The following is a 25,319-nucleotide window of genomic DNA, read 5'->3' on the forward strand; positions in this document are numbered from 1 at the left end:
CGGCGTTGTGGCCTCGCCGAAGATGGGCGAGACTGTCCGGCGACACGGACGCGACGCCCCGCCGTCCGGTGGGGTTCGCGGGGCCGGGTCCCCCTCGCCCGCCGGTGGCCTTCGCGGGACGCGAACCCTTGCCCGCCGGTGGCGTCCGGCGCGACGGAGAGAGGCGGCAGATGGGTCTGCGCGGGCGGAGCCTGTACCTCCTCATCGCCGCGGTGCTGAGCGGCGCCGTCGTCGCCGGTGCCCTGATCTTCGCCGAACTCAAGCCCGTGTACGACATCGTGCGGGAGGAACCGGACCCGCGATGCGTCGCCCAGAGCGCGGCCGACAACAGGAGGCTGGCCCAGGCGCTCGCCCCGCACCTGCCGTCCGTGACCGCCGAGGACTTCGGGTTCGAGGACGGTTGCGGCCCGCCCGAGAGCGGCGGCCCGTGGGTGAGAGTCGATCTGGCGTCCTCCTCGCTGGAGGAGGCCCTGCGCGGCTTCCGCAAGCCCCTCTGGACGCCCATTCCCGAAGAGGAAGCCCAGCGAGAGGCCGGCCCCGGCCGGCGCGGACTCGCCGTGACCGGCGAGGTCGACCACCGCCGGGTGGAGCTCTACGCCTTCCGTTCGACCTACTACCACGGCATGGTCCGCGCCCCGGTCATGATCAGAGCCTGGTTCCGCGTGAGCTAGCCCTCGGCGGCGCTCACGGTGGGGCGTCGTGCTGCCAGAGCTGCTCGCCGTCGTCGAAGTGGGAGGTGGGAGCGAGCCCGGCGCGGTGGGCGACGGCGGCGGAGGCGGCGTGGTCGGGATGGATGTGCGCCTGCACGCGGACGACCCCGCGGGAGCCGAGCCAGGCGACCATGGCCCGAGCGGCCTCGGAGGCGTACCCCTGCCCCTGCCAGCCGCAACCGACGACCCAGGCGATCTCGGCCCGCCGCCCGTCGTCCATGATCGTCGCCTGGACGTAGCCCACCGCGCGCCCGTCGGCCTGCCGGCGGATGATCCAGTTGTGCCATTCCTGGAGACCGTCGGGGGAGCCGCCGGCGACCTGCCGGGCGTACTGGGCGCGCAGTTGCGGAAGGGTGGGCGCGGAGCCGCCGATGAAGGTGTAGAGATCGTCGCCGGCCAGCACCTCGACCATCTCGTCGGCGTCGCCCGGCGCCAGCGGGTCGAGCCGAAGCCGGTCAGAGGTCAGTCGCGTGCTCGCCATGTCCGTCCCCGTGGTCGGTGGCCCCAGGTGTCCTCACCGGGGCGCCGGTGCTCGCTTCAGAGGCCGTGCCGGCGTTCGCGTCGTGCTTCGCGCCGGAGTTCGTGTCGGGGTACGCGCCGGAGTTCGTGTCGAGGCTCGCGTCGGGGTGGGTCAGGGCCATCAGGGCGGGGCGGGCGATGGCGGCGATGCGGGCGGGGGAGACCTCGCGCAGGGCGGTGAGATCGAGCAGCTGGTGGGCGATGGTCACCCCGAGCATCGTGCTGATCATCAGGGCGGCGCGCAGCTCGGGGTCTCGCGCCGATATCGCGCGGCCGAGCTGCTCCACCTGCTCGTCGAGCCGGGCGCGCACGCCCGCGGCGGCCTCGGGGTGGGTCAGCATGGAACGCATCATGGCCAGCGACGCCTGCGGGATCGGCCCGATCTTCATGCCGATCCTCGCCAGCAGCTCCTCGACCAGCTCGTCCAGGGCGCCGTCCAGCGGCGGGATCGCGGGGATGCGCACGGCCTGGTCGAACAGCTCCTGTTTGGAGCCGAAGTACTGCATGACCAGCGCGGGGTCCACTCCGGCCATGGACGCGATCGCCCGGATGGTGGCGCGCTCGAAGCCGCGCTCGGCGAACACGGTGCGCGCGGCGGCGAGGATGCGCTCCTCGGAGCGGCGCCGGCGCTCGGCACGGCTGGTCGGCGTGTCCATCACCGCTTGACTCTACCGGTGTTGACCGATGTCGCCGTCTCGCTCTACAGTCGTTGACTCAACGGTTGTAGAGCGAATGGAGTCAGCCGATGACGACCCGGTCCGACCGCACCCCTCGCGACGTGCTCGCCCTGTACCAGCAGGCCATGGTGGCCGGATCGGCCGACGATCTCGCCGGCCTGTACGCGGTGGACGCGGTCCACGAGTTCCCGTTCCGGGCGCCGGGGTTCCCCGCCCGCTTCCACGGCCGCGAGGAGGTGCGCGCCGGCTACCACAAGGCGTGGGACGCGAGCCCGGTCCGGCTGGCGGAGGTCGGCGACGTGGTCGTGCACGAGGCCGCCGACCCGGAGGTGATCGTGGCGGAGTGGCGCGGCACGGGGACGGCCGGGCCCGACGGGCGGCCGTTCGAGGCGTCCGGGCTGCTCATGTTCCGCGTGCGCGGCGGCGAGATCGTCGAGATGCGCGACTACATGGACGTCTTCGGCACCTTCCACGCCATAGGCCGCCTGAAGGACATGGTGGCCGCCCTGGACGCTCCGGCTGCGAGCTGAGCTGACGGCCGATCACATCCGGGCTCTTCCGCGGGGGAGGAAGGAAGTAGTCAACTGGTCTACTACTTAGAGCGGACCGGCCGTACACTGGGGACATGGGACGCACCAGTGATGCGCGGGACAGGATTCTCGCCGCCGCCCAGTCGCTCATCGAGTCGCGCGGCTACTCCGCCCTGGGCGTGGCCGAGATCTGCAAGGCCGCCGGGGTGCCCAAGGGCAGTTTCTACTACTTCTTCGAGTCCAAGGAAGCCCTCGCGCTGGCCGTCATCGGCGAGCACTGGAGCCGCCAGCGTCGTGACTGGTCCGCCGTCCTCGACGGGGACGGGGAGCCGCTCGATCGGCTGCGCCGGCTGTTCGAGATCACCGAGGCCGCGCAGCGCGCCGGCCAGCAGACCTGCGGCACCGTGTCCGGATGCCTGTTCGGCAACCTGACCCTGGAGCTGAGCAACCAGGCCGAGACGATCCGCGTCCGGCTGCAGGAGATCTTCGACGCGCAGGTCGACATGGTGGAGGCGGTGGTCGCGCAGGCCGGCGAGCGCGGCGAGGTCGACGTCCCGGACACCCGTGACGCCGCCCGGTCCCTGGTGGCCCAGTTGGAGGGGCAGGTGCTGTTCGCGAAGCTCTTCAACAACACCGGCCGCCTGGACGCGCTGTGGGCGAACTGCCTGGCGCTGCTGGGCGCCCGTCCCCGGCAGGAGGCGCCGGCCCGCTCGTGACCGGCGAGTGGCATCTGCCGGAGCACGGCCCGCTCGTGACCGGCGGGTGGGGTCCGCCGGAGCATCCCCGTGAAGCGCGCGGGCGCGCGGCCACACCCGTCCGGCCGCTCCGGTGGGCCGGGTGTGGTCCGCGCGCCCGTGACCGCTCCCGGGAGGAGCGGGTGCGCTCAGTGGCCGGCGTTCTGGCCGCCGTCGACGTGCAGGATCTCGCCGGTGACGAACGGCGCGTTCTCCAGGTAGATGACGGCGTCGGCGATGTCGTCGATCTCTCCCATGCGGCCCACGGGGTGCAGGCCGGACAGGAACCCGTGGGTCTCCTCGGCGTGCATGGGGGTCTTGATGATGCCGGGGGAGACGGCGTTGACCCGGACTCCGCGTGTCGCGTACTCGATGGCCAGGGACTTGGTGGCGGACTGCAGCCCGCCCTTGGTCAGCGAGGCCAGGGCCGACGCCAGGCTGGAGTTCGGCTGGTCGACCAGGCTGGTGGTGATCTGGACGACGTGCCCGCCACCCTGGCGCAGCATGTGCGGCAGGGCCTGCTGGGTGGTGCGGAAGAACCCGCCGAGGTTCACCGCGACCAGCGAGGAGAAGTCCTCCTCGGTGTACTCGGTGAAGGGCTTGGCGACGAAGAACCCGGCGTTGTTGACCAGGGTGTCGATGCGGCCGAACCGCGCGACGCCCGCGGCGATGACGCGCTCTCCGGTGCCGGGGTCGGCGATGTCGCCCTGCACGGTGAGGACGTCCGGGTCCCCGGAGGGGGCGATGCCGCGCGAGGTGGCGACGACCGCGTAACCGAGCTTGCGGTAGGCGGCGACCAGGCCCGCGCCGATGCCCTGGGACGCTCCGGTGATGACGGCGACTTTCTGACCCTGGCTGCTCATGAATGACCTTCTTTGATGAGATACGAGATTTAGTAGACCGGTCGTCTATTTGAATGATCGTCGATCATCCGCCTTGGTGCCGTCATGGCGGATCGACGGCACTAGACGAACGGTCAACTACGAAAGTAGGCGGCACATCGCGACGTGTCAAGGCGCGCGACGGCCGGGGCGGCGCGGACGGAAACGCCGCGCCGCGCCGCGCCGTGCGTCGGCCGCCGGTGCCGGGCCGGCCGGGGTGAGGGCTACGTCGAGGTGGCGAGGGTCAGGGTGAGGGTGGCGACGGCGAGGAGCAGGTAGCCGGCGGGGAAGGCGAGGTTGTGGAACACGCGGGTGCGGACATGGGTGGCGACGGCGCCCAGGAAGAACAGGACGAGGCCGGTCGCTGCGGCGAGCCCGATGACGGGGACGCCGAGCAGGCCGATCAGGAGGCCGGCGGCTCCGGCCGCCTTGAGCGCGCCCAGCAGCGGCAACGACCGCGGCGGTACGCCCACTTCAGCGGAGTTCGCCAGCACGAACGGCGAACGGGAGAAGTCGGCCACGGCCATCGCGGCGTTGCCGATGATGGTCACGACGGTGACGATCACATGAATGGTGGGCATTAGTCCGTCCTCCCGCTCAGCCGAGCCGGCGGTCGCCGGGGACGGTCGGCGGGTGCGGTGCGGGTGCGGCGTCCGCCCATCGGGCCATCCGCTCGCGGAAGGCGGTGAAGCGGGCCGGCTGCGGGGTCACGGCGTCGGTCTCCTCAATGCTCGATACGATTTCCATGGGTTCGGGTCGGTCGCCCCCCATGACGTGCTACACGCGGGAAAGGTGACCTGTGAGCGCCCATGAATTGCTCGCCCAACGGTTCGAGGCCGCCCGGCCCCACCTCCGGGGTGTCGCGTACCGGCTGCTCGGTTCCTTGGCGGACGCCGAGGACGCCGTCCAGAAGGTGTGGCTGAAAGCCTGCGAGGCCGACTCGCGCGAGGTCCGCAACCTGACCGGATGGCTCACCACGATCACGGCCAGAGAGTGTCTGGACCTGCTGCGTGCGAGGCGGCGGCGCGGCGAGGTGGCCTTGCCCGGTGACGAGGTCGAGGCCGTCACCGCCGTTTCGGCCGCTGCCCGGACGGCCGAGGAGGAGGTGCTGCTCGCCGAATCGGTCGGCCTGGCGCTGCTGGTGGTCCTGGACCGGCTCTCGCCGGCGCAACGGGTCGCCTTCGTGCTGCACGACCTGTTCGCGGTCCCGTTCAAGGAGATCGGCCGCGTGCTCGACCGCTCGCCGGCGGCGGCCAAGAAGCTGGCCAGCAGGGCCAGGGAGCTCGTGCACGGGCTCGGCGCCGGAGGGCGGCGCCTGGGCGCCGAGCACTTTCCGCTCGTGGAGGCGTTCATCGCCGCGTCCCGGGGCGGGGACCTGCCCGCGCTGCTCGATCTGCTGGCCCCCGGCGTCGTCCGGCGCGTCGACCCGCTCCTGATCCCCGCCGATGTGGCGACCGAGATCAGCGGGAGCCGGGCCGTGGCCGAGGAGACGAGGCGTTTCGCCTACCGGGCCCGCGCCGCCGCCCTCGCGTGGATCGACGGCGCCCCCGGCGTCGTGATCGCCCCACGCGGGCGGCTCAAAGCGGTGATGCGGCTGACCATCGACTCTGGGGTCATTCACCTCATCGACATCACCGGCGACCGAGAACGGCTGAACGCCACCTCTATCGTCGTTCCTCCGAGAACGGAGTGTGATGGTGAGTAGCCGCGATGCTCGGCGTCCTGTCGGGAGTCATTGACCCCGTTTGTTCGTATCCTTGGAGGAGTGCTTGTACCGTCGCTCGAATAGGTGACGGGGTGGCATGGAACGGGGAGGTCAGCGTGCCTTCTGGCTTCATGCCACCCGGCTGGCGCGTTATGCGGCGAGCGTGCCGGGAATCGGCAGTGCCGACGCGACGTGCGTCATCCAGATGAAGGCCGAGGACAGTGCGACCCACTGGAGCACTCGAGCTATTTTCATTTGCAACCTTCAGGTGAGGGCTATTTAAGGCCCGACAAGATGGCCCTGTCTGGGCGGTCTCAAACCTAGTGGATCCCAGCCCGCGATGTAAGGTCATTTCAGAATCTACGGGGATGGGTGAGTAAAGCCCGATGTTGGGGCGCAAAGCGAGCCTAGCAGCACTTATGTGTTCTAAGTGAAGGATGCGGGGTTTGCTGTACTTGGCGTGAAATGTCGGGAGTCAGGGGGCTTGTCGACCCTCGTCAATGCGAGTCCGGAGGGCACGGGCTTCGGCTAGGCCGAGACGTTCGTACAATGCCGCGGCTCGCCGCCATAGCCGGTCGGCGCGGGTGAGGGCACCGAGGTGCTCATGAGTGCTGCCCATCTGATGGAGGATCTCGGCCTCCTCCCGGACATCACCGATGGTCTGGGCCATGCTCAGCGCCCTGCCATAGAAGGCGAGCGCATCTTGATGGCGCCCTGCCCTCTGGGAGGCGTCGCCGAGGCCGCGGAGCGCGCGCGCCTGTTGCTGCCGCTCCAGAAGCTCGGTCGAGATTCGCAGCGCCGTGCGATGGTGGGCGAGCGCCTGCTCTACCTGGCCGATGCTCGTATGGCATGAACCGATGCTGTTCAGGGTCTGTGCCACAGAACGCCGGTCGCCCAGATGGCGGTATAGGCGCAAGGCCTCCTGGTAGCGGTCCAGCGCCTCGAAATGCCGGCCGAGGTGCCGTAGGGCGCCGGCCATGTTGTGCGCCAGGATGGCCCTGTCCTTGGGCGCGGTTTCGATCGCCAGGGAGGCGGCCTGCTCGTAGTGGCGCAGGGCGGCCTGGTGGTCACCGAGGCGCGACTTCACCTCTCCGATGTTGTTCAGCACCACCTGACGGCCCCTAAGGTCCCCGTCCTCCTCGTGCAAGGTGAGGACCTCGCGCAACCGATCGGCCGCCGTGCGGTAGTCGCCCTTGGCTTCCGCGACGCCCGCGATGTGGTTCAGGCTGACCGCCTGGCTGTAGCGGTCGCCGCCGTCCCGTTTCAGGGCGAGGGCGCGCTCGAAGTGGCCCAGCGCCACGTCGAAGTCGGCGCGGTGCCAGTGCGCCAGGCCGATCTGGTCGAGGAGCTCCGCAGAGCCCTGCCTATCCTCGCGGCCGGTCTGAATGCGCAAAGCCCGGGTGGCCAGGCGGAGAGACTCATCGAGACGGCCCGTACGGCCGAGGGCCTCGCTGAGATCGGTCATGGCCCGCGCGACGCCACGCTCGTCTCCCAGCCGTCGCCAGGCGTCGATGGCGCTCCGGTGAATCGCAACGGCCTCACCCCAGTGACCCCAGGAATACAGGTAGCCGCTCAGCACGTGGGCGAACATGGCGGCGTGGCGGGGGTGGCCGTGGTCGGCGGCGTAGCGGGTCAGGCGGATGAGGTCGTCCAGCTCGGTGGTCAGCCACCGCCTCGCCTGGTCGGCGGTCGTGATGTCCGGGAAGGTGCGTGGAGGCGCCTCCAGGCCGACGGGGATGCGGGTGCGGTGCCGGTACAGCAGGCGGTCCGCGCGGTCGGCCAGGAAGAGGTGGTGGTCCAGGACGCGGCGGACCGCCCCGGCGCGCACGCCCTGCGGCTCCTGCTCCGCCAGCGAGACCGCGTAGTCGCGGATGAGGTCGTGCAGGCGGTGGCGGCCGGGCCGCGGTTCGGCCAGCAGGTGGTATTCGAGCAGGTCCTCCAGGAATCGCTCCGCGTCGGCGAGCGGGCATTCCAGCAGCACCGCCGCGCAGTGGGCGGTGATCTCGGTTCCCGGATGGAAGCCGAGACGGGTGAAGCCACGCCGCTGGAACTCGCTCAGCCCCTCGTAGGACAGCTGGAACGCCGCGGTGATCTCCCGGTTCTCGGCCCTGATCTCGGCCAGCCGCCGGCCTTCCCTGCTCAGCCGTTCGGCCAGGTCGGCGACCGTCCAGGCGGGGTGGTGGCGCAGTCTGCTGCCGACCAGCTGGATCGCCAGCGGCAGGTGGCCGCACAGCCGGGTCACGGCGGCGACGCCCTCGGGTTCGAGGGGACGGTGCGGGCCCGCGGCGCGGCGGAGGAGTTCGGCGGCGTCTTCGGGCGGCAGGACGTCCAAGGACAGCGGCTCGACGCCCTCCAGGCCGGACAGCCTGCGACGGCTGGTGACGATGACCAGGCACCCCGGCTCGCCGGGCAGCAGGGGACGGACCTGCTGGTGTCCCGTGGCGTCGTCCAGGACGATGAGGAGCCGGCGCCCGGCCAGTTCCTTACGCCACTTCGCGGCACGTGCGTCCAGGTCCTCGGGGATGTCGCCCGGCACGCCGAGATGCCGCAGGAGGCGGTCGAGGGCGGCGGCGGGATCCAGTGGCTGGTGGCGGGCGCTGTGGCCGTGCAGGTCGAGGTAGACCCGCCCGTCGGGGTACCTGGCGGCCAGGCGGTGCGCCAGGTGGACCGCGAACGTGGTCTTGCCGACGCCCGGCATGCCGTCGATGGCCAGCACGGGTACCGCCGTCCCGCCGAGCACGCGCTCGGAGGTCAGGGACGCCAGTTCGGCCGCTCGTCCCGTGAAGGTGCGCAGGTCGCGCGGCAGGTCGTTGGGCGGAGCGTGTTCCGGGGCGCGCCCGGCACGAGACCGTACGGCGAGCGCGGGATCGTGGCGGAGAATGCGCTGGTGCAGGTCGCGCAGGTCGGCCGCCGGTTCGGCGGCGAGCTGGTCGTGGAGCCGTTCGCGCGCCTGCCGGTAGGCCGACAGCGCGTCCCCCTGTCGCCCGCCGGCGTACAACGCGCGCATGAGGAGGCCGACGAGGGTCTCGTCCAGCGGAAAACGGGTCACCAGGTCCGACAGCTCCGGAATGAGCCGGGAATGGTCCCCCCGGGCGAGTTCCAGCGTGATCCGCTCGACGATGCCGCCGACCATCTCGTCCTCAAGGCGCCTGCGGGTGTTGTCCGCCCAGCTCCCCGGCAGGCCCTCCAGCGGCTCTCCGCGCCACAGGTCCTGCGCGTCGCGGTACAGCCGCAAGGCGTTCTCGATATCCCCCGATGCCGCGGAGGCCCGGGCCCTCGACCGCAGTCCCAGGAACTGGTGGTAATCAATGTTTTCGGCGTCCGTTTCCAATATGTATGATCCGGAAACACGGTGAAGGCGGGCGCCGCCGGTCGTGCCGTCCGCGGCGGCGCCGATTTCCCGCAGCCGCTTCTTCAGCCGCGAGACGCTGCTCTGTAAATGTGCCGCCGCCTTCGTCGGCGGGTCGCCGTCCCATATCTTCGCGATGAGCGAGCGAATCGGGACCGGACGCCCTGGGGTCAGCAGCAGAGCGGCCATGACCAGCCGTGCCTGGGTCCAGCCGAGATCGTGGCGCCGCTCTCGGACGCACAGCTCCACCGGGCCGAGAATGCGAAATTCCATTCGAGTCCCTTCTCGGGACACCGCCCCTCCGTCCGGATTAATATCACCCGCGAGCCGATCGATCCAGTGATGCGCCTCGATCGGTAAAAGCGTCTGTTGCCGGCAAGTGGCGCCGCCTGTAAAACGCAGGGCCGCCGCAAGGATTTCCGCAGGGGCCCTCGCCGAGTCTGTGACGGAGGGCGAGATGTCTCGCCCGATTCCGGTGGCCGGCGAGGGGGAGACGCGAACCGAATGTCTGGTCAGCAATGGCGTCGGGTTCCGATCGGGCTCGACGCCGACAGGTGGGTGACCCGTCCGAACTGCAAGGCGGTCCTCGCGGTCGTGCACACGGTGACCTCGGGGCAGCGGCTGCTGGAGGCCGTGCGGCTGATCGAGCCGGACCTGCGCGTTCAGGTGGTGTACACGACGGCGCCCGACGTGTTCGGCGACGGGGCGGCCGAGTTCCTCGACGGCTTGGGCGCGCTGCGTGTCCCCTGGGAGCAGGCGACCCGCCAGCGGTTCGACCTCGCGCTCGCCGCGAGCCTGGGCGCGATCCACGAGCTCCACACCCCGCTGGTCGTCATGCCGCACGGCGCGGGCTTCACCAAGCGGGTACGCGGCCGCCCCGGCCTGCGCGTCATCGGCGGCGGCACCGTCTCGTACGCGACGGGCGGACCCGCGGCCGACGGCGGGTCCGTCGTGTACGGGGTCGACGGATCGGCCGCCGACGGCGAGTCCGTCGTGTACGGGGGTGAGGCACCCGCGGCTCATGGCGGGTCCGTCGTGTACGGGCTGGACCGCCAGCGTCTGATGTACGACGGCGCCGTCGTCCCGGCCGCGATCGTTCTGCCGCACGAGGCCGACCTCGGGACTCTGGGCCGCTCCTGCCCGGAGGCGATGCCCGCGGCCACCGTGGTCGGCGACCCGTCTTTCGACCGGCTGAGAGCCAGCCTGCCGCATCGTGACGCCTACCGCCGGGCCCTCGCCGTCGGCCCCGGCCACACCCTCGTCGTGGTCACCTCGACCTGGGGGACGGCGTCCCTGTTCGGGCGCCGGTCCGAGCTGCTGTCCCGGCTGGCCGCCGAACTGCCGTCCTGCCGGTTCCGTGTCGTGGGGCTTCTGCACCCGAACGTCTGGTCCGGGCACGGGAGCCGGCAGGTGCGCACCTGGCTCGCCGACGGCCTGCGGCAGGGACTCGGGCTGGTGCCGCCCGACGCCGACTGGCGCGGGGTGATCGCCGCGGCGGACGTGATCATCGGCGACCACGGGTCGGCGACGGCGTACGGGACCGTCGCGGGCGTCCCGGTGCTGCTCGCGGAGTTCTCCGACGCCGGTGTCGACCCGGCCTCCCCGGCCGGCGAACTGGCCGCCGTCGCGCCCCGGCTGTCCCTGGATCGGCCGCTGCACGAGCAACTGGCGGCGGCGGTGGAGGAGACGCGCGGCGGCCGGTACGACGGCGTGGTCGCGCGCATCACCTCGGAGCCCGGGCACTTCGACCGCAACATGCGCCGGCTGATGTACCGGCTGCTGGGCCTGCGGCAGCCCGCGGCCATCACCGCGCCGTCACCGGCGGCGGTGCCGTACCTCCTGGGCAGGTGGCCCTGGCAGGTCCGCGACCCGTGGGAGGGCCGGTCGCCGGGCGAGCGCCCCTCCGGGTGCGCGCACTGCGCGGATCGTCCCGGTGACATCGGCGCCCGGCCCGTGCAGGCGGACCCCGCGACGCGCTGGTGGACGCGCGGCCGGCGCCGTGCCTAGCCCGCGGGCACCTCACCTTCGCCGGATGCGAGCGGTGGGGGCGGCCATTCGTCAGTCCAAGGAGGCGGTCGTGCTGGAGAAGCTGGTCGGTGTTCATCTGTTCCGGCTGCAGGAGGCGTTCCGGATGAGTCGTGCGTGCCCGGCCCCGGTGGCGGAGCCACGGGCGCCGGCGGTGCTGGTGCTTCCGCGCGAGGGCCCGCTTCGCGACCCTCATCTGATGCTGTTCACCGGCTCGCGGAGCTTACGCGCGATGCCGCGGGGCACGCTCGTCACCGAGGGCGTCCACGTTGTCGTGCATCTGGACGACGGTGCGGGAGAAGGCTGGAACAACGTCGCCGACGTGGTGGTGGGGGCGAGGCGGCGGGTGGGTCCGTTCGCCGCGCACCGGGTGACGCGCATCCTCGACCGGTACCCGGGGTGCGAGGTCGCGACCGGCCGGCGGCGACGCGGCTGCCTCGCCGGTCTGCGGGACGGACGGCTGGTCCAGATCGCCGAGGCGGCCGGTCAGGCGTCGGTCGGGGCCGATCCCGGGCCCGCCGTCTACGGATCGTTCCTGTACGGATGGCTGGTCGCCGGCCTGCCGCTGAGCTGCCTGAGCACGGCCTCGGTGTTGCACGGCCGGTACGCCGGGTCGCGGGCCGGGGAGCCGGGTTCGCTGGAGGTCGCGGGCCGGGCTCAGATCACGCTCACCGCCGCCTCTTCCGCGTGCGCAGGGAGGGCGAGGTGACAGCCGGGGCGGGGGACGCGGCGGGGGACGCGGCGGCGCGGCGGCGCACGCGGCCCGAACCGGCGGGCGAGGCCGCGCCGCGGAGCGGCACGGCCGGGCCGCGAGGTGAACAGGCGCCGCGGCGCATCGTGGTCGCGGGGGCGGTGAGCTTCTATCTGTCGGTCGGGGTGCCGGAGTTCCCGCTGGCCTACGCCTCCAAGTGCACGCCCCGATGGACGGCCGCCGGCGTCTCCGGCGCGGCCGGCCACATCGCCCAGGTCCTGCACGCGCTGGGGGAGGACGTCCGCCTCTGCACGGTCGTCGGCCGCGACGCCGCCGGAGTCGGGATACGCGCGGAACTGGACCGGCGCGGGTTGCTCGGTCCCGGTGTGGTGGACGGAGAGGAGTCGTCCATGGGAGTCGCCCTGGTGGCGCCGGACGGCAGCCGCATGGGCCTGCCGCACCTCACGCCGGTGAACGACGTGCGCTATCCCTTCGCGAAGGTGCGGGCGGCGGCGGGTGACGCCGATCTGCTCGTGCTGACCAACGCCAAGTTCGTCCGCCCGCTGGTCGCCCGGGCGGCCCGGCTCGGCGTGCCCATCGCGGTGGACGCGCACCTCATCGCGGATCCGGCCGATGAGTACAACCGGCCCTGGCTCCAGGCCGCCGACATCGTCTTCTGCAGCCACGAGCGACTTCCCTGCCCGCCCGAGATTTGGCTGCGGCGCCTGTTCGGATGTTACCCGGGGTGTCGGCTCGCGTGCGTGGGCCTGGGGGCGCGCGGAGCGGTGCTGGGCACCCGCGACGGGCGACTGTTCCGGGTAGAGGCGGTCGTGCCGGGGGAGGTGGTCAACACCTCGGGGGCGGGCGACGCGCTTTTCGCGGCGTTCCTGCGCGTCTGGCTGCGCACGCGCGACCCGTCACGTGCCCTGCGGACGGCCGTGGCGTACGCGGGCTGGAAGATCGGCCATCGGCTGCCGGTCGCGGCATGTCTGACCGGCGCCGAACTGGCGGAGCTGGCACGGGCGCACCCACCCCGCGCCACGACCGGGCGCTGGGACGACGGGCGCTGGGACTGATCCGCCAGGGCCGCGCGGACCGGCCTTGGCCGAGGTGCGGTCCGGACGGCGGAGCGCGGTCCGGTCACCCGGTCGGATCCGGTCCTGTGCCGGTGCGTTCGGCGACCTGCCGGGCCTCTTCCCGGTAGCGCCGTGCGTCGTCGGTCCGTCCCTCCGAGAGCGCGAGGTCGCCCAGCGCCCGCAGCGCCTGGAGCTCACCGGTGGCCGAGCCGATGTCGCGCATGAGGCGCAGACCTCGGGTCAGCAGACGGGCCGCGGCGCCCCCGTCCGCGGCATCGGCGCGCCCCAGCAGGATGAGCGCACGCGCCTCGTTGTGCGGGTCGGCCTGCGCCGTCAGCAGGTGCAGGGCCTCGGTCAGCGGCGCGACCGCCTCCGCCGCCCGGCCCTTGGCGATCAGCGTCTCGCCGATGTCGCACAGCGTGAGAGCCGCCTTGCGGGACTCGCCCAGCGAGCGGTGGCGTTCCAGGACCTCGCCGAACAAGGTGAGGGCCCTGTCGAGGTGCCCCAGGTCCCGCTCCACCAGCCCGAGCCGCCGCAGGCTGCCCGCGACGCGCTGCGCGTCGCCGAGCCGCCGCCAGATGCGCAGCGCCTCGCGGAAGTCCTCGGCCGCCTCCTCCAGCCGGCCGAGGTCGCGCAGCGCCAGCCCCGTGCGGTTGAGCATCTTCGCCTCGGCCCGGACGTCGGAGCAGGCTCGGGCGGCCTCCAGCCCGAGCCGGTCCACCGCGAGCCGCTCGGCGCGGTGGCCCCGGTAGAGGAACAGCGGCCAGATCGCGTCGACGATCTGCCACGCCGTCTGGAACGCTCCCAGCTCGAAGGCCGCGCGCGCGGCGGCCCGCACGTTGGCGAACTCGTTCTCCAGCCAGTCCAGGGCCTCGTCGCGGCCGGTGAAGGCCGGGGGCTCCGCCGGCGGGTAGGCCGGCTCCGGCGCGGACAGGCGCCGGTACGGCAGGACGGCGCCGCTCGCGGCGAAGGCGGCGTGCAGGAACCAGTCCAGCGCCCGCCGAACGGTCTCTTCGCGCACGGCCGGGGCGTCGACCTCCTCGGCCGTCTCCCGCGCGTGGAGCAGGGTCAGGTCGTGGAACCGGTAGTGCCCGCCGGGGACGTCGTCCAGCAGGTTCGCGTCGACCAGCACCCCGAGCAGGTGCCGGGTGCGCGCACGTGGGAGCCCCACCGTGGCGGCGGCGGCCCGGCTGTCGAACGTCGGGCCGGGGAACAGCCCCAGCAGCCGGTAGACGCGCGCGGCCTCCGGCGGGCTGAGGCCGCGGTAGGACAGCGTCAAGGTGGCCCGGATCGTGATGTCCTCCTCCACGGACAGCGCGTTCAGGCGCCGCCTCTCGTGGCGCAGCGCGTCCGCCATCTCGGCCAGGTCCCAGCCCGGCCGGGCCGCGAGCCGCGCCCCCGCCACGCACAGCGCGAGCGGGAACCCCGAGCACAGCTCGGCCAGCTCGCGGACGGCATCCGGCTCCCGTTCGGCGCGGTCGTCGCCGAGGGTCCGCCGCAGCAGGTCCAGCGCCCCCTCGGTGCTGAGGCGCTCGAGCCGGACGCCGCGGGCGCCGCGCATCAGCAGCCCGGCCAGCCGCCACCGGCTGGTGACGACGGCCATGCCTGCCGCCGAGGCGGGCAGCAGCGGACCGACCTGGGCGGCGGAGAGCACATCGTCCAGGACGACGACGATGCGGCGTCCGCTGACGAGGGACTGGTAAAGCGCCGCACGTTCGGCGGCGTCGGCCGGGATGCGTTCGGGGGAGATGCCGAACGCCCGGATGAACCGGCCGAGGACCTCCGTCGGCTCGACAGGCTCGCCCTCCGCGTGCCCGCGCAGGTCGGCGTACAGCTGGCCGTCAGGGAACGCCCGACGCTCGCGGTGCGCCCAGTGCAGCGCCACGGCCGTCTTGCCGATGCCGGCCGGGCCACTCAGCACGGCGACCCTGGGCGCCCCGGCCGCCCGGTCGTCCATGCGGACCGAGTCGAGAGCGGCCAGCGCCTCCCCCCGGTCGACCAGAATGCCGGCCGGGGGGAGCTGGAACGGCGGGGGAAGCGGCTCGAACCCGTGGTGGACCCGGATGCCGCCGTGGATCTCGCGGGCCTGGACGAGCGGCCCCGTGAGCGACCCGCTGACGTCGTTGACGTGACCGTCACGCACCTCGTCGTCGCCGGGACCGCCGTTCATGATGCCGCCGGTACCCAGAAGACCCGGCATATCGGGGATTTCGGCGAATCGGCTGAAAAAATGGAGCATCGTGATGACCGGCGAGAACTCCGAAGCCAGCGGATGACCGTCTCCCTGTCGGCACGAACCGGACTTCCATGCTTGCTCGCGCCCGAACACCCCGTCAAGGCCGATCGCGCGATCGGTTCCGGGGGACAGCGGCGACGGACGTCCCGCGGGCCGCCGCGTCGGCCCTACCCGGAGCGCCGCGCCGCGGTGGCGTCCAGGAGCTGGGCGACGGTGCGGCGGAGCAGGTCGTCCGAGGCTTGGGGACGGAGCGGCGTCCGCTCGCGGAAGCGGTGGAGCACCTCCATGCGCACACGGTCGGCGTCGCCGCGCACGGCGCGCAGGAGAAGGGCGTTCTTGTCCTGCTCCGGCAGCTCTTCGAGCCACGCGGTCAGCGGGTCGTCCCGGCCGGACGGCGGCTCGGGGCTCGCCGTCGCGGCGGTCGCGAGCAGGTCGGCGTCCAGGCGCAGGAAGTCGGCCAGGGCCCGCTGGGCCGGGGTGAGCGAGGCCATGCCCGGGGGGACGGGGGGTTCCTGCTCGTCCTCCATCTCCTCGTCGAAGGCGTCCTCGTCGCGCTCCCAGGCGCCGATGGCGGCCAGCCAGGCCAGGTACAGCGGCCGCAGGTCGCCGGAGGCGAGTTCGGCGCGGAGGCCGGCCATGGCCGGGAGCAGGCGGTCAGGGGCCTCGATCGGGTCGGCGTCCTCGTCCTCGCTCCGGAAGTCGAGGATGAGGTGCTCACCCGCGACCCACGCCTCGACCCGCTCGTCGAGGAGGTAGGGCTCCACGGCGTCGATGCCGAGCAGCTTGCCGGGGATGCGCAGCATCACCTGGGCGGCGCCCCAGTCGGCGACGTACACGTGGGCGTCGTAGTACCGCTCCATCATCAGCGCCGGGTCTCCGCCGAACTCTCCGGAGGCGTCGTCGTCGGCGAAGGTCGTCGAGGTGACCCGGGCATCGGGGGAGATGGAGTGCACCTCCGCTCGCTCGTCGTCGGTCAGCGGGCGGTCGATCGCCACGAACTCGTAGTACTGGTACTCGCTCACGGATCAGTCGCTCCAGTGCCGCTAGGCGTCCATCGGAAAACCGTCGGTCGCCGACAATAGCGTCGGCCGCCGACAATAGCGGGGAGCGGGCCTCGCCTCCATGGCCGGTTCGCCGCGGTCGCGGCCGTGGAGGCGGGCGTCGACCGGCGCGCGCGCGTGCCCGGCGCGACCACCGGCTCCTCGGGGGCCTACCCCCGCGGGGTGTAGCCCGGGCCGGAGGGATACGGGTGCCCGGGGTGCCAGTGGTGGTGACCGTAGGGATGCCCGTGGTGCCAGTGGTGGTGGCCATGAGGATGTCCGGGGTGCCAGTGGTGGACACCCTGCGGCTGGCCGTAGTAGCACCCGTTGGCGTACCGGCCGTAGGGAGCCTGGGGGCATGGGTGGGCCGGGGAGCCGGCCGCCGCGGTCATGGCGTCCGCGCCGGCGGACCGGGCGAGGGCGGCGGCCGGAACGGCGAGGCCGAACGCCGCCAGCGAGGCGGCGGCGAGAGCGGTCTTGAGCATCGGAGACCTCCGTGTCTGGTGATCGAGCCCGGCGTGGTGCCTGGACTCAACGGAGCGCCGAACCGGCTGCGCAAGGGTCGCCGGAACGACGTCCACTCCTGATCACGCTAGTCACGGAGCCGCGGACGATCACGTCGCGCGGGCAAAGGCCAGGACCGGGATCGTCGGTGATTCGACCGGCCGACACCTCGTACGGCTACTCGCGGCCGGCCGCGGTGGCGGCGAGGCCCTCGTACGGCTACTCGGGGCTCGTCGCGGTGGCGGCGAGGCGGGCGCGGCGGGAGTCGCGGCGGTCGGTGAAGCGGGTGGCGGAGACCTCCAGGCGGCCGAGGAACTCCGACAGCTCCTCACGTGCCTTCTCGCCCTCCGGGGACAGGCCGGTGAGGTCGAAGACCGACCACTGGCGCAGCACGGGCAGCAGGACGTCGTCCAGATGCAGCCGCAGGTCGTAGATGCCCGCGTTGGCGATGGTCATGGCCTTGCGGGTGAAGCCCTCGATGCCGGCGCCGGGCATCTGGAAGGTGGTCACCACGTCGGTGACCGCGCGCATCGTCTGGCTCGGGGCCAGCTCGAACGCCGCGCCGAGCAGGTTGCGGTAGAAGAGCATGTGCAGGTTCTCGTCCGCGGCGATGCGGGAGAGCAGGCGCTCGCAGTCCGGGTCCAGCGAGACCCTGCCGGTGTTGCGGTGGGACACGCGGGTCGCCAGCTCCTGGAAGGAGACGTAGGCCAGCGAGTGCAGCACGCCCTCGTAGGAGTTGGCGAAGCCCTCGCCCATGTGCACCATGCGGGCGCGTTCGAGGGCGACCGGGTCGACGGCGCGGGTGACCGTCAGGTAGTCGCGGATGGCGACGCCGTGCCGGCCCTCTTCGGCGGTCCACCGGTGCACCCACGTGCCCCAGGCCGCGTCCCGGCCGAACGTGGTGGCGATCTCGTGGTGGTAGCTCGGCAGGTTGTCCTCGGTCAGCAGGTTGACGACCAGGGAGACCCGGGCCTCCTCCGGGATGGCCGAGTGGGTGTCGGCCCAGGCCTCGCCCTCAAAGATGCCGTCGTAGTCGCGGCCCCTGGACCAGGGGATGTACTCGTGGGGGAACCACTCCTTGGCCACCTTGAGGTGCCGGTCCAGCTCGCCGGCGACCACCGGCTCCAGCTCGAACAGCAACTCGGTGTCAGTGAACTCGCGCACAGGACGTTCCCCCCGTTTGGCTTACCGGACCGTAACCTACGCTAGCGTAAGTTACGAGCCTTTGCGCGGTTCGCCGCGGTAGGTGCCGAAAGACCACAGATTGCCCTCGGGGTCGCGAACGGCGAAGTCGCGGGAGCCGTAGTCGGTGTCGCGGGGCGCGTAGAGCGTCTCGGCCCCCGCCGCCGTGGCCCGGGCGTACAGCGCGTCGAGCTCGTCGGTCACGACGTACGCGCCGAAGGTGCCCGGCGGCAGCCACCAGGGGTTGTCCTCGCCGCGCTCGCGGTCGGAGCCCAGCATGACGCCGCCGCCGAGCGGCCAGTCGAGCTGGGCGTGGTCGACGCGTTCGCCGTCGCCGTACACGACGGTCTCCTCGAAGCCGAACGCCTCGACGAGGAAGGCGATGAGCCGCCGGGCGTCACGGGCGCGGAGCGTGGGCCATACCTGGGCAGGTGGTGTCTGGGTCATGCCGTCGAGTCTGGCGCGGGAGCCGTGCCGGAGGCTTGGACGAATCGGAACTCCTCCGCCAGCCACCTGCTCGGCGGACATCCCGCCAGCTCCCGGAACTCCCGGGCCAGATGCGCCTGGTCGTAGTACCCGTGCTCGACCGCCACCTCCGCCAGCCCGGCGAGACCCGCCCCCGCCGGACCGGGTGCCGAGCCGGACGAGCCCCGCGCCGCACCCATCCGCTGGAGTTCGCGGCGCGCCCGGTCGAAGCGGATGACCCGGGCGGCGGCCTTGGGGCCGAGCCCGGTCTCCGTGGCGAACCGGGCGGACAGGTGGCGGGCGCTCCAGCCCACCTCCCGGGCCAGCTCGGCGACCGTCATCGCCCCGCCGGTGGACATCAGCAGCCGGAAGGCCCGTGCGACCTCGGCCGGGACGTCGCGGCCGAGGTCGGCCCGGCGCAGCAGCAGCTCGTCCAGGATCGCGAAACGCCGCTCCCAGCTCGGCGCGGCGTTCAGGCGCTCGTGCAACTCGTGGGCCGCGTGGCCGAGGACCAGGGCGGCGTCCACGTCCAGGTTGCGCAGCGCGCCCGCGGGCAGGCCGAACAGGGCGCGCGCGCCGAGCGGGCTCAGCGCGACCTGAACGCCGGCCTGCCTGACCCCGTTGGCGATCAGGGCGGGCGTGGTGTGCAGGCCGCCGACCAGCGTCTCGTATCGGCCCGGCGACTGGGCGGGGTCGGGATGGGCCTCGACGACCAGCGGCTCGTCCAGGGTCACGATGAGCGTCAGATACGGGGACGGCAGCCCCCGATGGTGGCCCGGCGTCCCGTCGAGCTCCCGGTAGCCGTGGTAGTGGCCGATCAGGGGGCGCAACGCGGGAGCGGGCCTGCCCTCCACCATCTCCATGACCGCCTCCTCCCGTCGCCCCCGACCACCGTACGCAGGACGGGCGCCGTGCGCACCCGCGACGCCCTCTCCACTGCCGGTGAACAAGGTGCGGAACACCGTCGACCACCACGCCCCGGATACGGCGGTGCGCACCTCGAATCCCCCGCCGGCCGCGATCTCCGCCGTTCCGATGGCGCGCACGGTTTCGAACGCGTCACGAGTATTGACAGAACGGACATCCGGAATTTACGTTCGGGCCTACTTATCCGGTTCAGTATGGCGGCTCGGCCGGCCGCACAGCGCCTGGTCAGGGGCGCGTGTGCGGGTGAGGCAGGAATCCTGGCCGGTCACGGAAACATCGAGCGCATCTCCGCCGGCCCGGTCTGGGAGCGCTCCCACAGCCAGTGGGGTTCGCCTCACGGGCCGATTCCATCGGGGCTTGGCGAACCGCGGACCTCCGCCGGACGTGCGGAGGAAGGAGAGATGTGATGCGAAACCGGTTACGGACCCTGCTCCCGATCCTGGCGACGGCGGGTGTGCTGGCCGCCGCCGGGTGCACCGGCGGAGGCTCCCCTTCCGCCTCCCAGAGCTCCCAGGCGGGCGGCGCCCCGGCGACCGGCGCCGCCGCCGACCCCAACTCGCTTCCGCGCAACGAAACCCTGTACACCAGCGGCGTGCAGTGGGGACCGCCGGCGAACTACAACCCGATCCGCGAATGGGACCACGCCGCCGGCACCAAGGGCCTGGTCTACGAGACCCTGTTCCACTTCGACACCACCACCCTCAAGCTCACCCCCTGGCTGGCCGAGAGCGGCTCCTGGACCGACGACACGACCTACACGCTGAAGCTCCGCCCGGGCGTCAAGTGGTCCGACGGCACGCCGTTCACCGCCAAGGACGTCGCGTTCACCTACGAACTCGGCAAGATGGAGACCAGCCCGTACCACCAGCTGTGGGAGTGGCTGAAGAAGGCCGAGGCGGTCGACGACCAGACGGTGAAGTTCACCTTCTCCACCGCCAACTACCAGGAGTGGGACTTCAACCTCTACGGCCGCGCCATCCTCCCACAGCACATCTGGAGCAAGCTCTCGGAGGCGGATGTGCTGAACGGCGTGAACGACAACGCCGTCGGCACCGGCGCCTACAAGTTCCTCAGCAAGGACCAGGACCGCGTCGTGCTCCAGCGCCGTGACGACTGGTGGGGCAAGACGGCGCTGAAGATGGAGCCCAAGCCCAAGTACATCGTCGACATCGTCAACGGCAGCAACGAGGTCGCGATGGGTCTGCTGCTGCAGAAGGGCCTGGACCTCAGCAACAACTTCCTGCCCGGCATCGCCAACCTCGTGCAGGGCGGCAAGTTCGGCATCACCACCTACTACAACGAGCCGCCGTACATGCTGTCGGCCAACACCGCCTGGCTGGTGCCCAACACCAAGAAGAAGCCGATGGACGATCCGGCGTTCCGCAGGGCGCTGGCCGCCTCGATCGACACCAAGAAGATCGTGGAAGGCGTCTACGGCAACCTGGTCAAGGCCTCCGACCCGACCGGGCTGCTGCCGCAGTGGGACCAGTACATCGACAAGACCCTGACCGGCGGCGCGGGCTTCTCCTTCGACAAGGCCAAGGCCAAGAAGCTGCTCGCCGACGCCGGCTACAAGGACGGCGACGGCGACGGGTTCGTGGAGAACAAGGACGGCTCCAAGATCAGCCTGAGCCTCATCGTGCCGTCCGGCTGGACGGACTGGATGGAGGCCTCCAGGTCGATCGCCGGCAGCGCCAAGGAGGCCGGCATCAACGTCACCCCGGACTTCCCCGACTTCAACGCCCTGGTGGAAAAGCGTGGCAAAGGCGACTTCGACCTGGTCATCAACAACGAACGGCAACTGTCCAACAGTCCGTTCACCTACTACCAGTACGTGTTCCAGCTGCCGGTGAACAAGGTGCAGAACACCGTCAACTTCGGCCGCTACGAGAACAAGAAGGCCTGGGAGCTGGTGCAGAAGCTCGACCAGGTCAAGACCGACGACATCGAGGGCATGAAGTCGATCCTGTCGGAGATCGAGAAGATCCACCTGGACGAACTGCCGGCCATCCCGCTCTGGTACAACGGCCTGTGGTCGCAGACCAGCACGGCCGTGTGGAAGAACTGGCCCTCCTCGGCCCAGGGTGCGCCGAAGACCCCGGCCGTCACCTGGCGCAACTGGTGGGAGCTCGGCGGCTTCGAGACGCTGACCCAGCTCCAGCCCGCGGGCTCCTGAACTCGCAAGCCGCCGCCCCTCCCCCTCCCGCCTCGCGCGAGGGGGAGGGGCCTGCCCGGGAGGCATCTCGTGCGTCGTTACTTCGGCCGGAAACTACTGATCTACGGGCTGACGTTCGTCGTCGCCGTCACGGTCAACTGGATGATCCCGCGTTTCATGCCCGGCGACCCGGTCGCGAGCATGCTGGCCCGGGCCAACGTGTCCCAGCCGCAGGCCGTGGAGGCCATGCGCTCGTACTACTCCAGCCTGTTCGGGTTCGACCAGCCGCTGTGGCGGCAGTATCTGAACTTCTGGGGCGCCCTGTTCCGCGGCGACTTCGGCACCAGCATCTGGGTGTTCCCCACGCCGGTCGGCACCGTCATCATGGGAGCCGTGCCCTACACCCTGGGCCTGATGATCCCCTCGGTGCTGCTCAGCTACTTCGTCGGCAACCGCGTCGGCGCGTACGCGGCCCGGCGCAAGCTGCTGGACAACACCGTGCTGCCGATCGGCTACGTGCTGACCGCCACCCCGTACATGTGGCTGGCCGTGCTGCTGGCCTGGGGGCTCGGCGTCGTCGCCGGCCTCTTCCCGGTCGCCGGGGGCTACAGCTTCTCCATCCGGCCGAACTGGTCGCTGGACTTCCTGCTCGACCTGCTGCACCACTGGGTGCTGCCGTTCTTCTCGCTCTTCCTGGTCGCACTCGGAGGCTGGGCCATCGGGATGTGCAACATGATCATCTATGAGCTGGAGTCGGACTACTCCACCTACCTGTCCGCGCTCGGCGCGCCCCAGCGGCTGATCCGCAGGTACGCGTTCCGCAACGCCGTCCTCCCGCAGATCACCGGGCTGGCGCTCCAGCTCGGCGTGCTGGTGGCCGGCGCGCTGGTCACCGAGATCGTGTTCTCCTATCCGGGCCTCGGCAGCCTCATCCTCAAGGCGATCCAGAACCAGGACTTCTTCCTGCTGCAGGGCATCTTCCTGTTCATCGTGCTCGGCGTGCTGGTCGCCAACTTCGTCATCGACATCGTCTACGTGCTGGTCGACCCACGGACGCGCACGGGAATGGCGGGTGCGTCGGCATGACCGCTCCACGCGAGACGCGGACACCTACTGGAACGGCGGGTGCGTCGGCATGACCGCTCCACGCGAGACGCGGACACCTACTGCGACGGCGGGTGCGTCGGCATGACCGCTCTGCAGGAGATCTCCACCCGCAGGACGCCCGCCCCGGGCAGCGCCCGCCGCGAGGCGCTGTACTTCGCCCTGCGCAACCCCAAACTGATCGTCGGCGTCTCCGTCGTGCTGGTGTTCCTGCTGGCCGGCATCGTCGGCCCCCTGCTGGTGAGCGGCGCGCCCAACGAGTACGTCGGCCGGCCGATGGACCCGCCGTCCGCGCAGTACTGGTTCGGCACCACGACCTTCGGCCAGGACGTCTTCGCCCAGTTCGTCCACGGCCTGCGCACGACCTTCCTGGTCGGCGTCCTCGGCGGCGGGGTGGCGGCGATCGTCGGCATGGTGGTCGGCTTCGTGGCCGGCTACCGCGGCGGGATGGTCGACGAGGTGCTCAACATGATCACCAACATCATCCTGGTGCTGCCCGCGCTGGCCGTGCTGCTGATCGTCAACGCCTACCTGGGCATCCGCAGCGTCGGCGCCCAGGCGCTGTTCATCGGCCTGACCTCCTGGCCCTGGGCGGCCCGCGCCATCCGCGCGCAGACCTTCTCGCTGCGCGGCCGGGACTTCGTCGACCTCGCCCGGCTGAGCGGCGCGAACACCTGGAAGATCATCACCAGGGAGATCGGGCCGAACATGAGCTCCTACCTGCTGCTGACCTTCATCCTGCTGTTCGGGAACTCCATCCTGATCGCCTCCTCACTCGACTTCATCGGCCTCGGGCCGACCGAGGGCGTCTCGCTGGGCCTGATGTTGCAGAACGCCGGCCAGTGGAGCGCCATGCAACTCGGCCTGTGGTGGTGGTTCGTCCCCCCCGGCGCCGCCATCACCGCCATCGTCGGCGCGTTGTACGTTGCGAACGTGGGCCTCGACGAGGTCTTCAACCCGAAACTGAGGCGGACATGAGCCTGCGCGTCAGCGACCTGAGGGTGCACTACACGACGCTGAAGGGCGACGTGCGGGCGCTCGACGGGGTCTCCTTCGAGGTGGGGGACGGCGAGATCCTGGGCGTCGCGGGGGAGTCGGGGTGCGGCAAGACGACCCTCGGCAAGAGCCTCATCCGGCTGGACGGCCGGATGCGCCACGTCGGCGGCGAGGTCGAGCTGGACGGCGAGAAGCTGCCCATCGGCGACGACCGGCGGATGAACCCCTTCCGCTTCCACAAGGTCTCGCTCGTCCCGCAGTACTCGATGAGCGCGATGAACCCGACCCGCAAGATCGGGAAGATGGTCGGCGAGCTGCTCAGGTCGCGCGGCGTCCCGCTCGACCAGGCCAAGCTGGAGGGCCGCCTTGAGCTGGTGGGCCTGTCGCGCGAGGTGCTGCGCCGCTACCCGATCGAGCTGTCCGGCGGAATGAAGCAGCGGATGGTGATGGTCATCTCGACGCTGCTGGACCCCTCGCTGCTGATCGCCGACGAGATCACCTCCGCCCTCGACGTCTCGACGCAGAAGGCGGTGGCCACCGCGCTGGCCGGCTTCCGCGACGGCGGGGTGGTGAAGAGCATGGTGTTCATCACCCACGACATCTCGCTCACCTACCAGATCGCCGACACGATCATGGTGATGTACGCCGGGAAGCTCGCGGAGAAGGCGCCGGCCAAGACGATCGTCGAGTCGCCCCGGCACCCCTACACCAAGCTGCTGATCGACTCGCTGCCCGAGGTGGGCGTCCGGCACACCGAGCGGCGGCTGACCGGCATCCCGGGCGGCCCGCCCTCCCTGCTCGACCCGCCGGCCGGGTGCCGGTTCCGCGACCGGTGCCCGCTCGCCTTCGACCGGTGCGTCCAGGAGCCGCCGGCGCGCGAGGTCGAGCCCGGCCACGTCGTGGCGTGCTGGAAGGCGGACGCCTGATGCTGGAACTGGACAACGTGACCAAGGTGTTCAAGGTCGGCGCGTTCGGCGGCAAGACGCTGACCGCCGTCGACCGGGTCAGCTTCGAGGTCCGCCAGGGCGAGGTGGTGTCGCTGATCGGGCAGAGCGGCAGCGGCAAGAGCACGCTGGGCCGCATGATCCTCGGCCTGACCCCGGCCACCGGCGGGACGATCACCTTCGACGGCGCTCCTGTCAAGCCCGGCAAGGCGTACTACCGCAACGTGCAGGGCGTCTTCCAGGACCCCTTCAGCACGTTCAACCCCGTCTTCAAGGCCGACCGGGTCTTCGCCATGATCCGCGAGGCGTACTTCCCCGGCGTGCCCGACGCCGACTGGACCGACCGCCTGGACATCGCGCTGCGGGACGTGCGGCTCGACCCCGGCCAGGTGCTCGGCAGGTTCCCCCACCAGCTCAGCGGCGGCCAGCTGCAGCGCCTGCTCATCGCACGCGCCCTGCTGCTGGACATCCGGCTGCTGGTGGCCGACGAGATCACCAGCATGCTGGACGCCTCCACCCGCATCGACGTGCTCAACGTGCTCGCCGACCTCAAGGAGCGCGGCCTCGGCGTGCTCTACATCACCCACGACCTGTCCCTCGGCCACTACCTGGCCGAGCGGACCATCGTGCTGCGGCACGGCGAGGTGGTGGAGACCGGCCCGACCGAGGCCCTCTTCACCCGCCCGCTGCACCCCTACACCCGTCAGCTGCTGTCGGCGGTGCCGCGGCTGCACGCCCCGTGGGAGGATGCCGAGCCGGTCGAGACCTGCCTCTACCACAAGCACGGCGCCTCCGGGCGGTTGTACGCCGCCGAAGAGGACCACCTCGTCGCCTGCGCCAGGCTGGGCGACTGCCCTAAGGAGAGCTAG

23 protein-coding genes are annotated in these 25,319 nt (G+C 71.4%); 12 read left to right on the forward strand and 11 right to left on the reverse strand.

Going from position 1 to position 25,319, the window contains the following annotated elements:
• The first annotated feature begins 170 nt into the window (after positions 1-170).
• Complete coding sequence (locus tag ACWEN6_RS07495; protein ID WP_452569426.1) at positions 171-671, forward strand: hypothetical protein; 501 nt, start codon at positions 171-173, stop codon at positions 669-671.
• A 13-nt stretch (positions 672-684) separates the two neighbouring features.
• Here the strand turns inward: ACWEN6_RS07495 and ACWEN6_RS07500 are convergent, their stop codons facing one another.
• Together ACWEN6_RS07500 and ACWEN6_RS07505 are read right to left on the reverse strand one after the other, a co-directional pair.
• Positions 685-1,191, reverse strand: coding sequence for a GNAT family N-acetyltransferase (locus ACWEN6_RS07500; protein WP_452569427.1), 507 nt, complete (start codon positions 1,189-1,191; stop codon positions 685-687).
• Complete coding sequence (locus ACWEN6_RS07505; protein WP_452569631.1) at positions 1,166-1,885, reverse strand: TetR/AcrR family transcriptional regulator; 720 nt, start codon at positions 1,883-1,885, stop codon at positions 1,166-1,168. The genes ACWEN6_RS07500 and ACWEN6_RS07505 overlap by 26 nt, the downstream gene beginning before the upstream one ends.
• 89 nt (positions 1,886-1,974) lie before the next feature.
• Between ACWEN6_RS07505 and ACWEN6_RS07510 the strand changes: the two genes are divergently transcribed.
• Both ACWEN6_RS07510 and ACWEN6_RS07515 read left to right on the forward strand, forming a co-directional pair.
• On the forward strand, positions 1,975-2,436 hold the full coding sequence (locus ACWEN6_RS07510; RefSeq protein ID WP_452569428.1) for a nuclear transport factor 2 family protein: 462 nt from the start codon (positions 1,975-1,977) through the stop codon (positions 2,434-2,436).
• 95 nt (positions 2,437-2,531) lie between these two features.
• Complete coding sequence (locus tag ACWEN6_RS07515; protein ID WP_452569429.1) at positions 2,532-3,152, forward strand: TetR/AcrR family transcriptional regulator; 621 nt, start codon at positions 2,532-2,534, stop codon at positions 3,150-3,152.
• A gap of 167 nt (positions 3,153-3,319) precedes the next feature.
• Here ACWEN6_RS07515 and ACWEN6_RS07520 read toward each other — a convergent pair whose 3' ends face one another.
• Together ACWEN6_RS07520 and ACWEN6_RS07525 are read right to left on the reverse strand one after the other, a co-directional pair.
• A complete protein-coding gene (locus ACWEN6_RS07520) occupies positions 3,320-4,033 on the reverse strand; it encodes an SDR family NAD(P)-dependent oxidoreductase (protein ID WP_452569430.1) in 714 nt (237 codons plus the stop codon).
• Between the two features lie 242 nt (positions 4,034-4,275).
• Positions 4,276-4,632 (reverse strand): DoxX family protein, encoded by a 357-nt coding sequence (locus ACWEN6_RS07525; protein ID WP_452569431.1) that lies wholly within the window; start codon positions 4,630-4,632, stop codon positions 4,276-4,278.
• Between the two features lie 218 nt (positions 4,633-4,850).
• Here ACWEN6_RS07525 and ACWEN6_RS07530 point away from each other — a divergent pair, with 218 nt between their 5' ends.
• Positions 4,851-5,756, forward strand: a complete 906-nt coding sequence (locus ACWEN6_RS07530; protein ID WP_452569432.1) for a sigma-70 family RNA polymerase sigma factor — start codon at positions 4,851-4,853, stop codon at positions 5,754-5,756.
• Positions 5,757-6,231: 475 nt separating this feature from the next.
• Here the strand turns inward: ACWEN6_RS07530 and ACWEN6_RS07535 are convergent, their stop codons facing one another.
• Entirely contained in the window at positions 6,232-9,378 is a 3,147-nt protein-coding gene (locus ACWEN6_RS07535) for an AfsR/SARP family transcriptional regulator (RefSeq protein ID WP_452569433.1), read from the reverse strand.
• Positions 9,379-9,663: 285 nt separating this feature from the next.
• Here ACWEN6_RS07535 and ACWEN6_RS07540 point away from each other — a divergent pair, with 285 nt between their 5' ends.
• The 3 genes from ACWEN6_RS07540 to ACWEN6_RS07550 all read left to right on the forward strand — a co-directional run bounded on the left by ACWEN6_RS07540 (position 9,664) and on the right by ACWEN6_RS07550 (position 12,897).
• Entirely contained in the window at positions 9,664-11,112 is a 1,449-nt protein-coding gene (locus tag ACWEN6_RS07540) for a hypothetical protein (RefSeq protein ID WP_452569434.1), read from the forward strand.
• Positions 11,113-11,182: 70 nt separating this feature from the next.
• Complete coding sequence (locus tag ACWEN6_RS07545) at positions 11,183-11,839, forward strand: hypothetical protein (protein ID WP_452569435.1); 657 nt, start codon at positions 11,183-11,185, stop codon at positions 11,837-11,839.
• Positions 11,836-12,897, forward strand: a complete 1,062-nt coding sequence (locus ACWEN6_RS07550; RefSeq protein WP_452569436.1) for a carbohydrate kinase family protein — start codon at positions 11,836-11,838, stop codon at positions 12,895-12,897. The genes ACWEN6_RS07545 and ACWEN6_RS07550 overlap by 4 nt, the downstream gene beginning before the upstream one ends.
• Before the next feature lie 64 nt (positions 12,898-12,961).
• Here the strand turns inward: ACWEN6_RS07550 and ACWEN6_RS07555 are convergent, their stop codons facing one another.
• From ACWEN6_RS07555 to ACWEN6_RS07580, 6 genes are all read right to left on the reverse strand, one after another.
• A complete protein-coding gene (locus ACWEN6_RS07555) occupies positions 12,962-15,097 on the reverse strand; it encodes a tetratricopeptide repeat protein (protein ID WP_452569437.1) in 2,136 nt (711 codons plus the stop codon).
• Between the two features lie 203 nt (positions 15,098-15,300).
• Positions 15,301-16,155, reverse strand: a complete 855-nt coding sequence (locus ACWEN6_RS07560; RefSeq protein WP_452569438.1) for a hypothetical protein — start codon at positions 16,153-16,155, stop codon at positions 15,301-15,303.
• 188 nt (positions 16,156-16,343) lie between these two features.
• A complete protein-coding gene (locus ACWEN6_RS07565) occupies positions 16,344-16,658 on the reverse strand; it encodes a hypothetical protein (protein ID WP_452569439.1) in 315 nt (104 codons plus the stop codon).
• 238 nt (positions 16,659-16,896) lie between these two features.
• Positions 16,897-17,841: an acyl-ACP desaturase gene (locus ACWEN6_RS07570; RefSeq protein WP_452569440.1), complete on the reverse strand. Its 945-nt coding sequence runs from the start codon at positions 17,839-17,841 to the stop codon at positions 16,897-16,899.
• A 51-nt stretch (positions 17,842-17,892) separates the two neighbouring features.
• Complete coding sequence (locus ACWEN6_RS07575; RefSeq protein ID WP_452569441.1) at positions 17,893-18,306, reverse strand: VOC family protein; 414 nt, start codon at positions 18,304-18,306, stop codon at positions 17,893-17,895.
• Positions 18,303-19,187, reverse strand: a complete 885-nt coding sequence (locus tag ACWEN6_RS07580) for a helix-turn-helix domain-containing protein (protein WP_452569442.1) — start codon at positions 19,185-19,187, stop codon at positions 18,303-18,305. Before ACWEN6_RS07580 ends, ACWEN6_RS07575 begins: the two co-directional genes overlap by 4 nt.
• Before the next feature lie 470 nt (positions 19,188-19,657).
• Between ACWEN6_RS07580 and ACWEN6_RS07585 the strand changes: the two genes are divergently transcribed.
• The 5 genes from ACWEN6_RS07585 to ACWEN6_RS07605 all read left to right on the forward strand — a co-directional run bounded on the left by ACWEN6_RS07585 (position 19,658) and on the right by ACWEN6_RS07605 (position 25,319).
• On the forward strand, positions 19,658-21,427 hold the full coding sequence (locus tag ACWEN6_RS07585; RefSeq protein ID WP_452569443.1) for an ABC transporter substrate-binding protein: 1,770 nt from the start codon (positions 19,658-19,660) through the stop codon (positions 21,425-21,427).
• 69 nt (positions 21,428-21,496) lie between these two features.
• Positions 21,497-22,492 carry an ABC transporter permease gene (locus tag ACWEN6_RS07590; RefSeq protein WP_452569444.1) on the forward strand — a complete coding sequence of 332 codons (996 nt, stop codon included), beginning with the start codon at positions 21,497-21,499 and terminating at the stop codon, positions 22,490-22,492.
• Between the two features lie 102 nt (positions 22,493-22,594).
• On the forward strand, positions 22,595-23,488 hold the full coding sequence (locus ACWEN6_RS07595) for an ABC transporter permease (protein ID WP_354834619.1): 894 nt from the start codon (positions 22,595-22,597) through the stop codon (positions 23,486-23,488).
• The gene (locus ACWEN6_RS07600; RefSeq protein WP_452569445.1) at positions 23,485-24,432 is read left to right on the forward strand and encodes an ABC transporter ATP-binding protein; all 948 of its coding nucleotides are present in this window, start codon (positions 23,485-23,487) and stop codon (positions 24,430-24,432) included. Before ACWEN6_RS07595 ends, ACWEN6_RS07600 begins: the two co-directional genes overlap by 4 nt.
• Positions 24,432-25,319, forward strand: a complete 888-nt coding sequence (locus ACWEN6_RS07605) for an ABC transporter ATP-binding protein (protein ID WP_452569446.1) — start codon at positions 24,432-24,434, stop codon at positions 25,317-25,319. The genes ACWEN6_RS07600 and ACWEN6_RS07605 overlap by 1 nt, the downstream gene beginning before the upstream one ends.

It is taken from the genome of Sphaerisporangium sp. NPDC004334, from assembly GCF_053602655.1.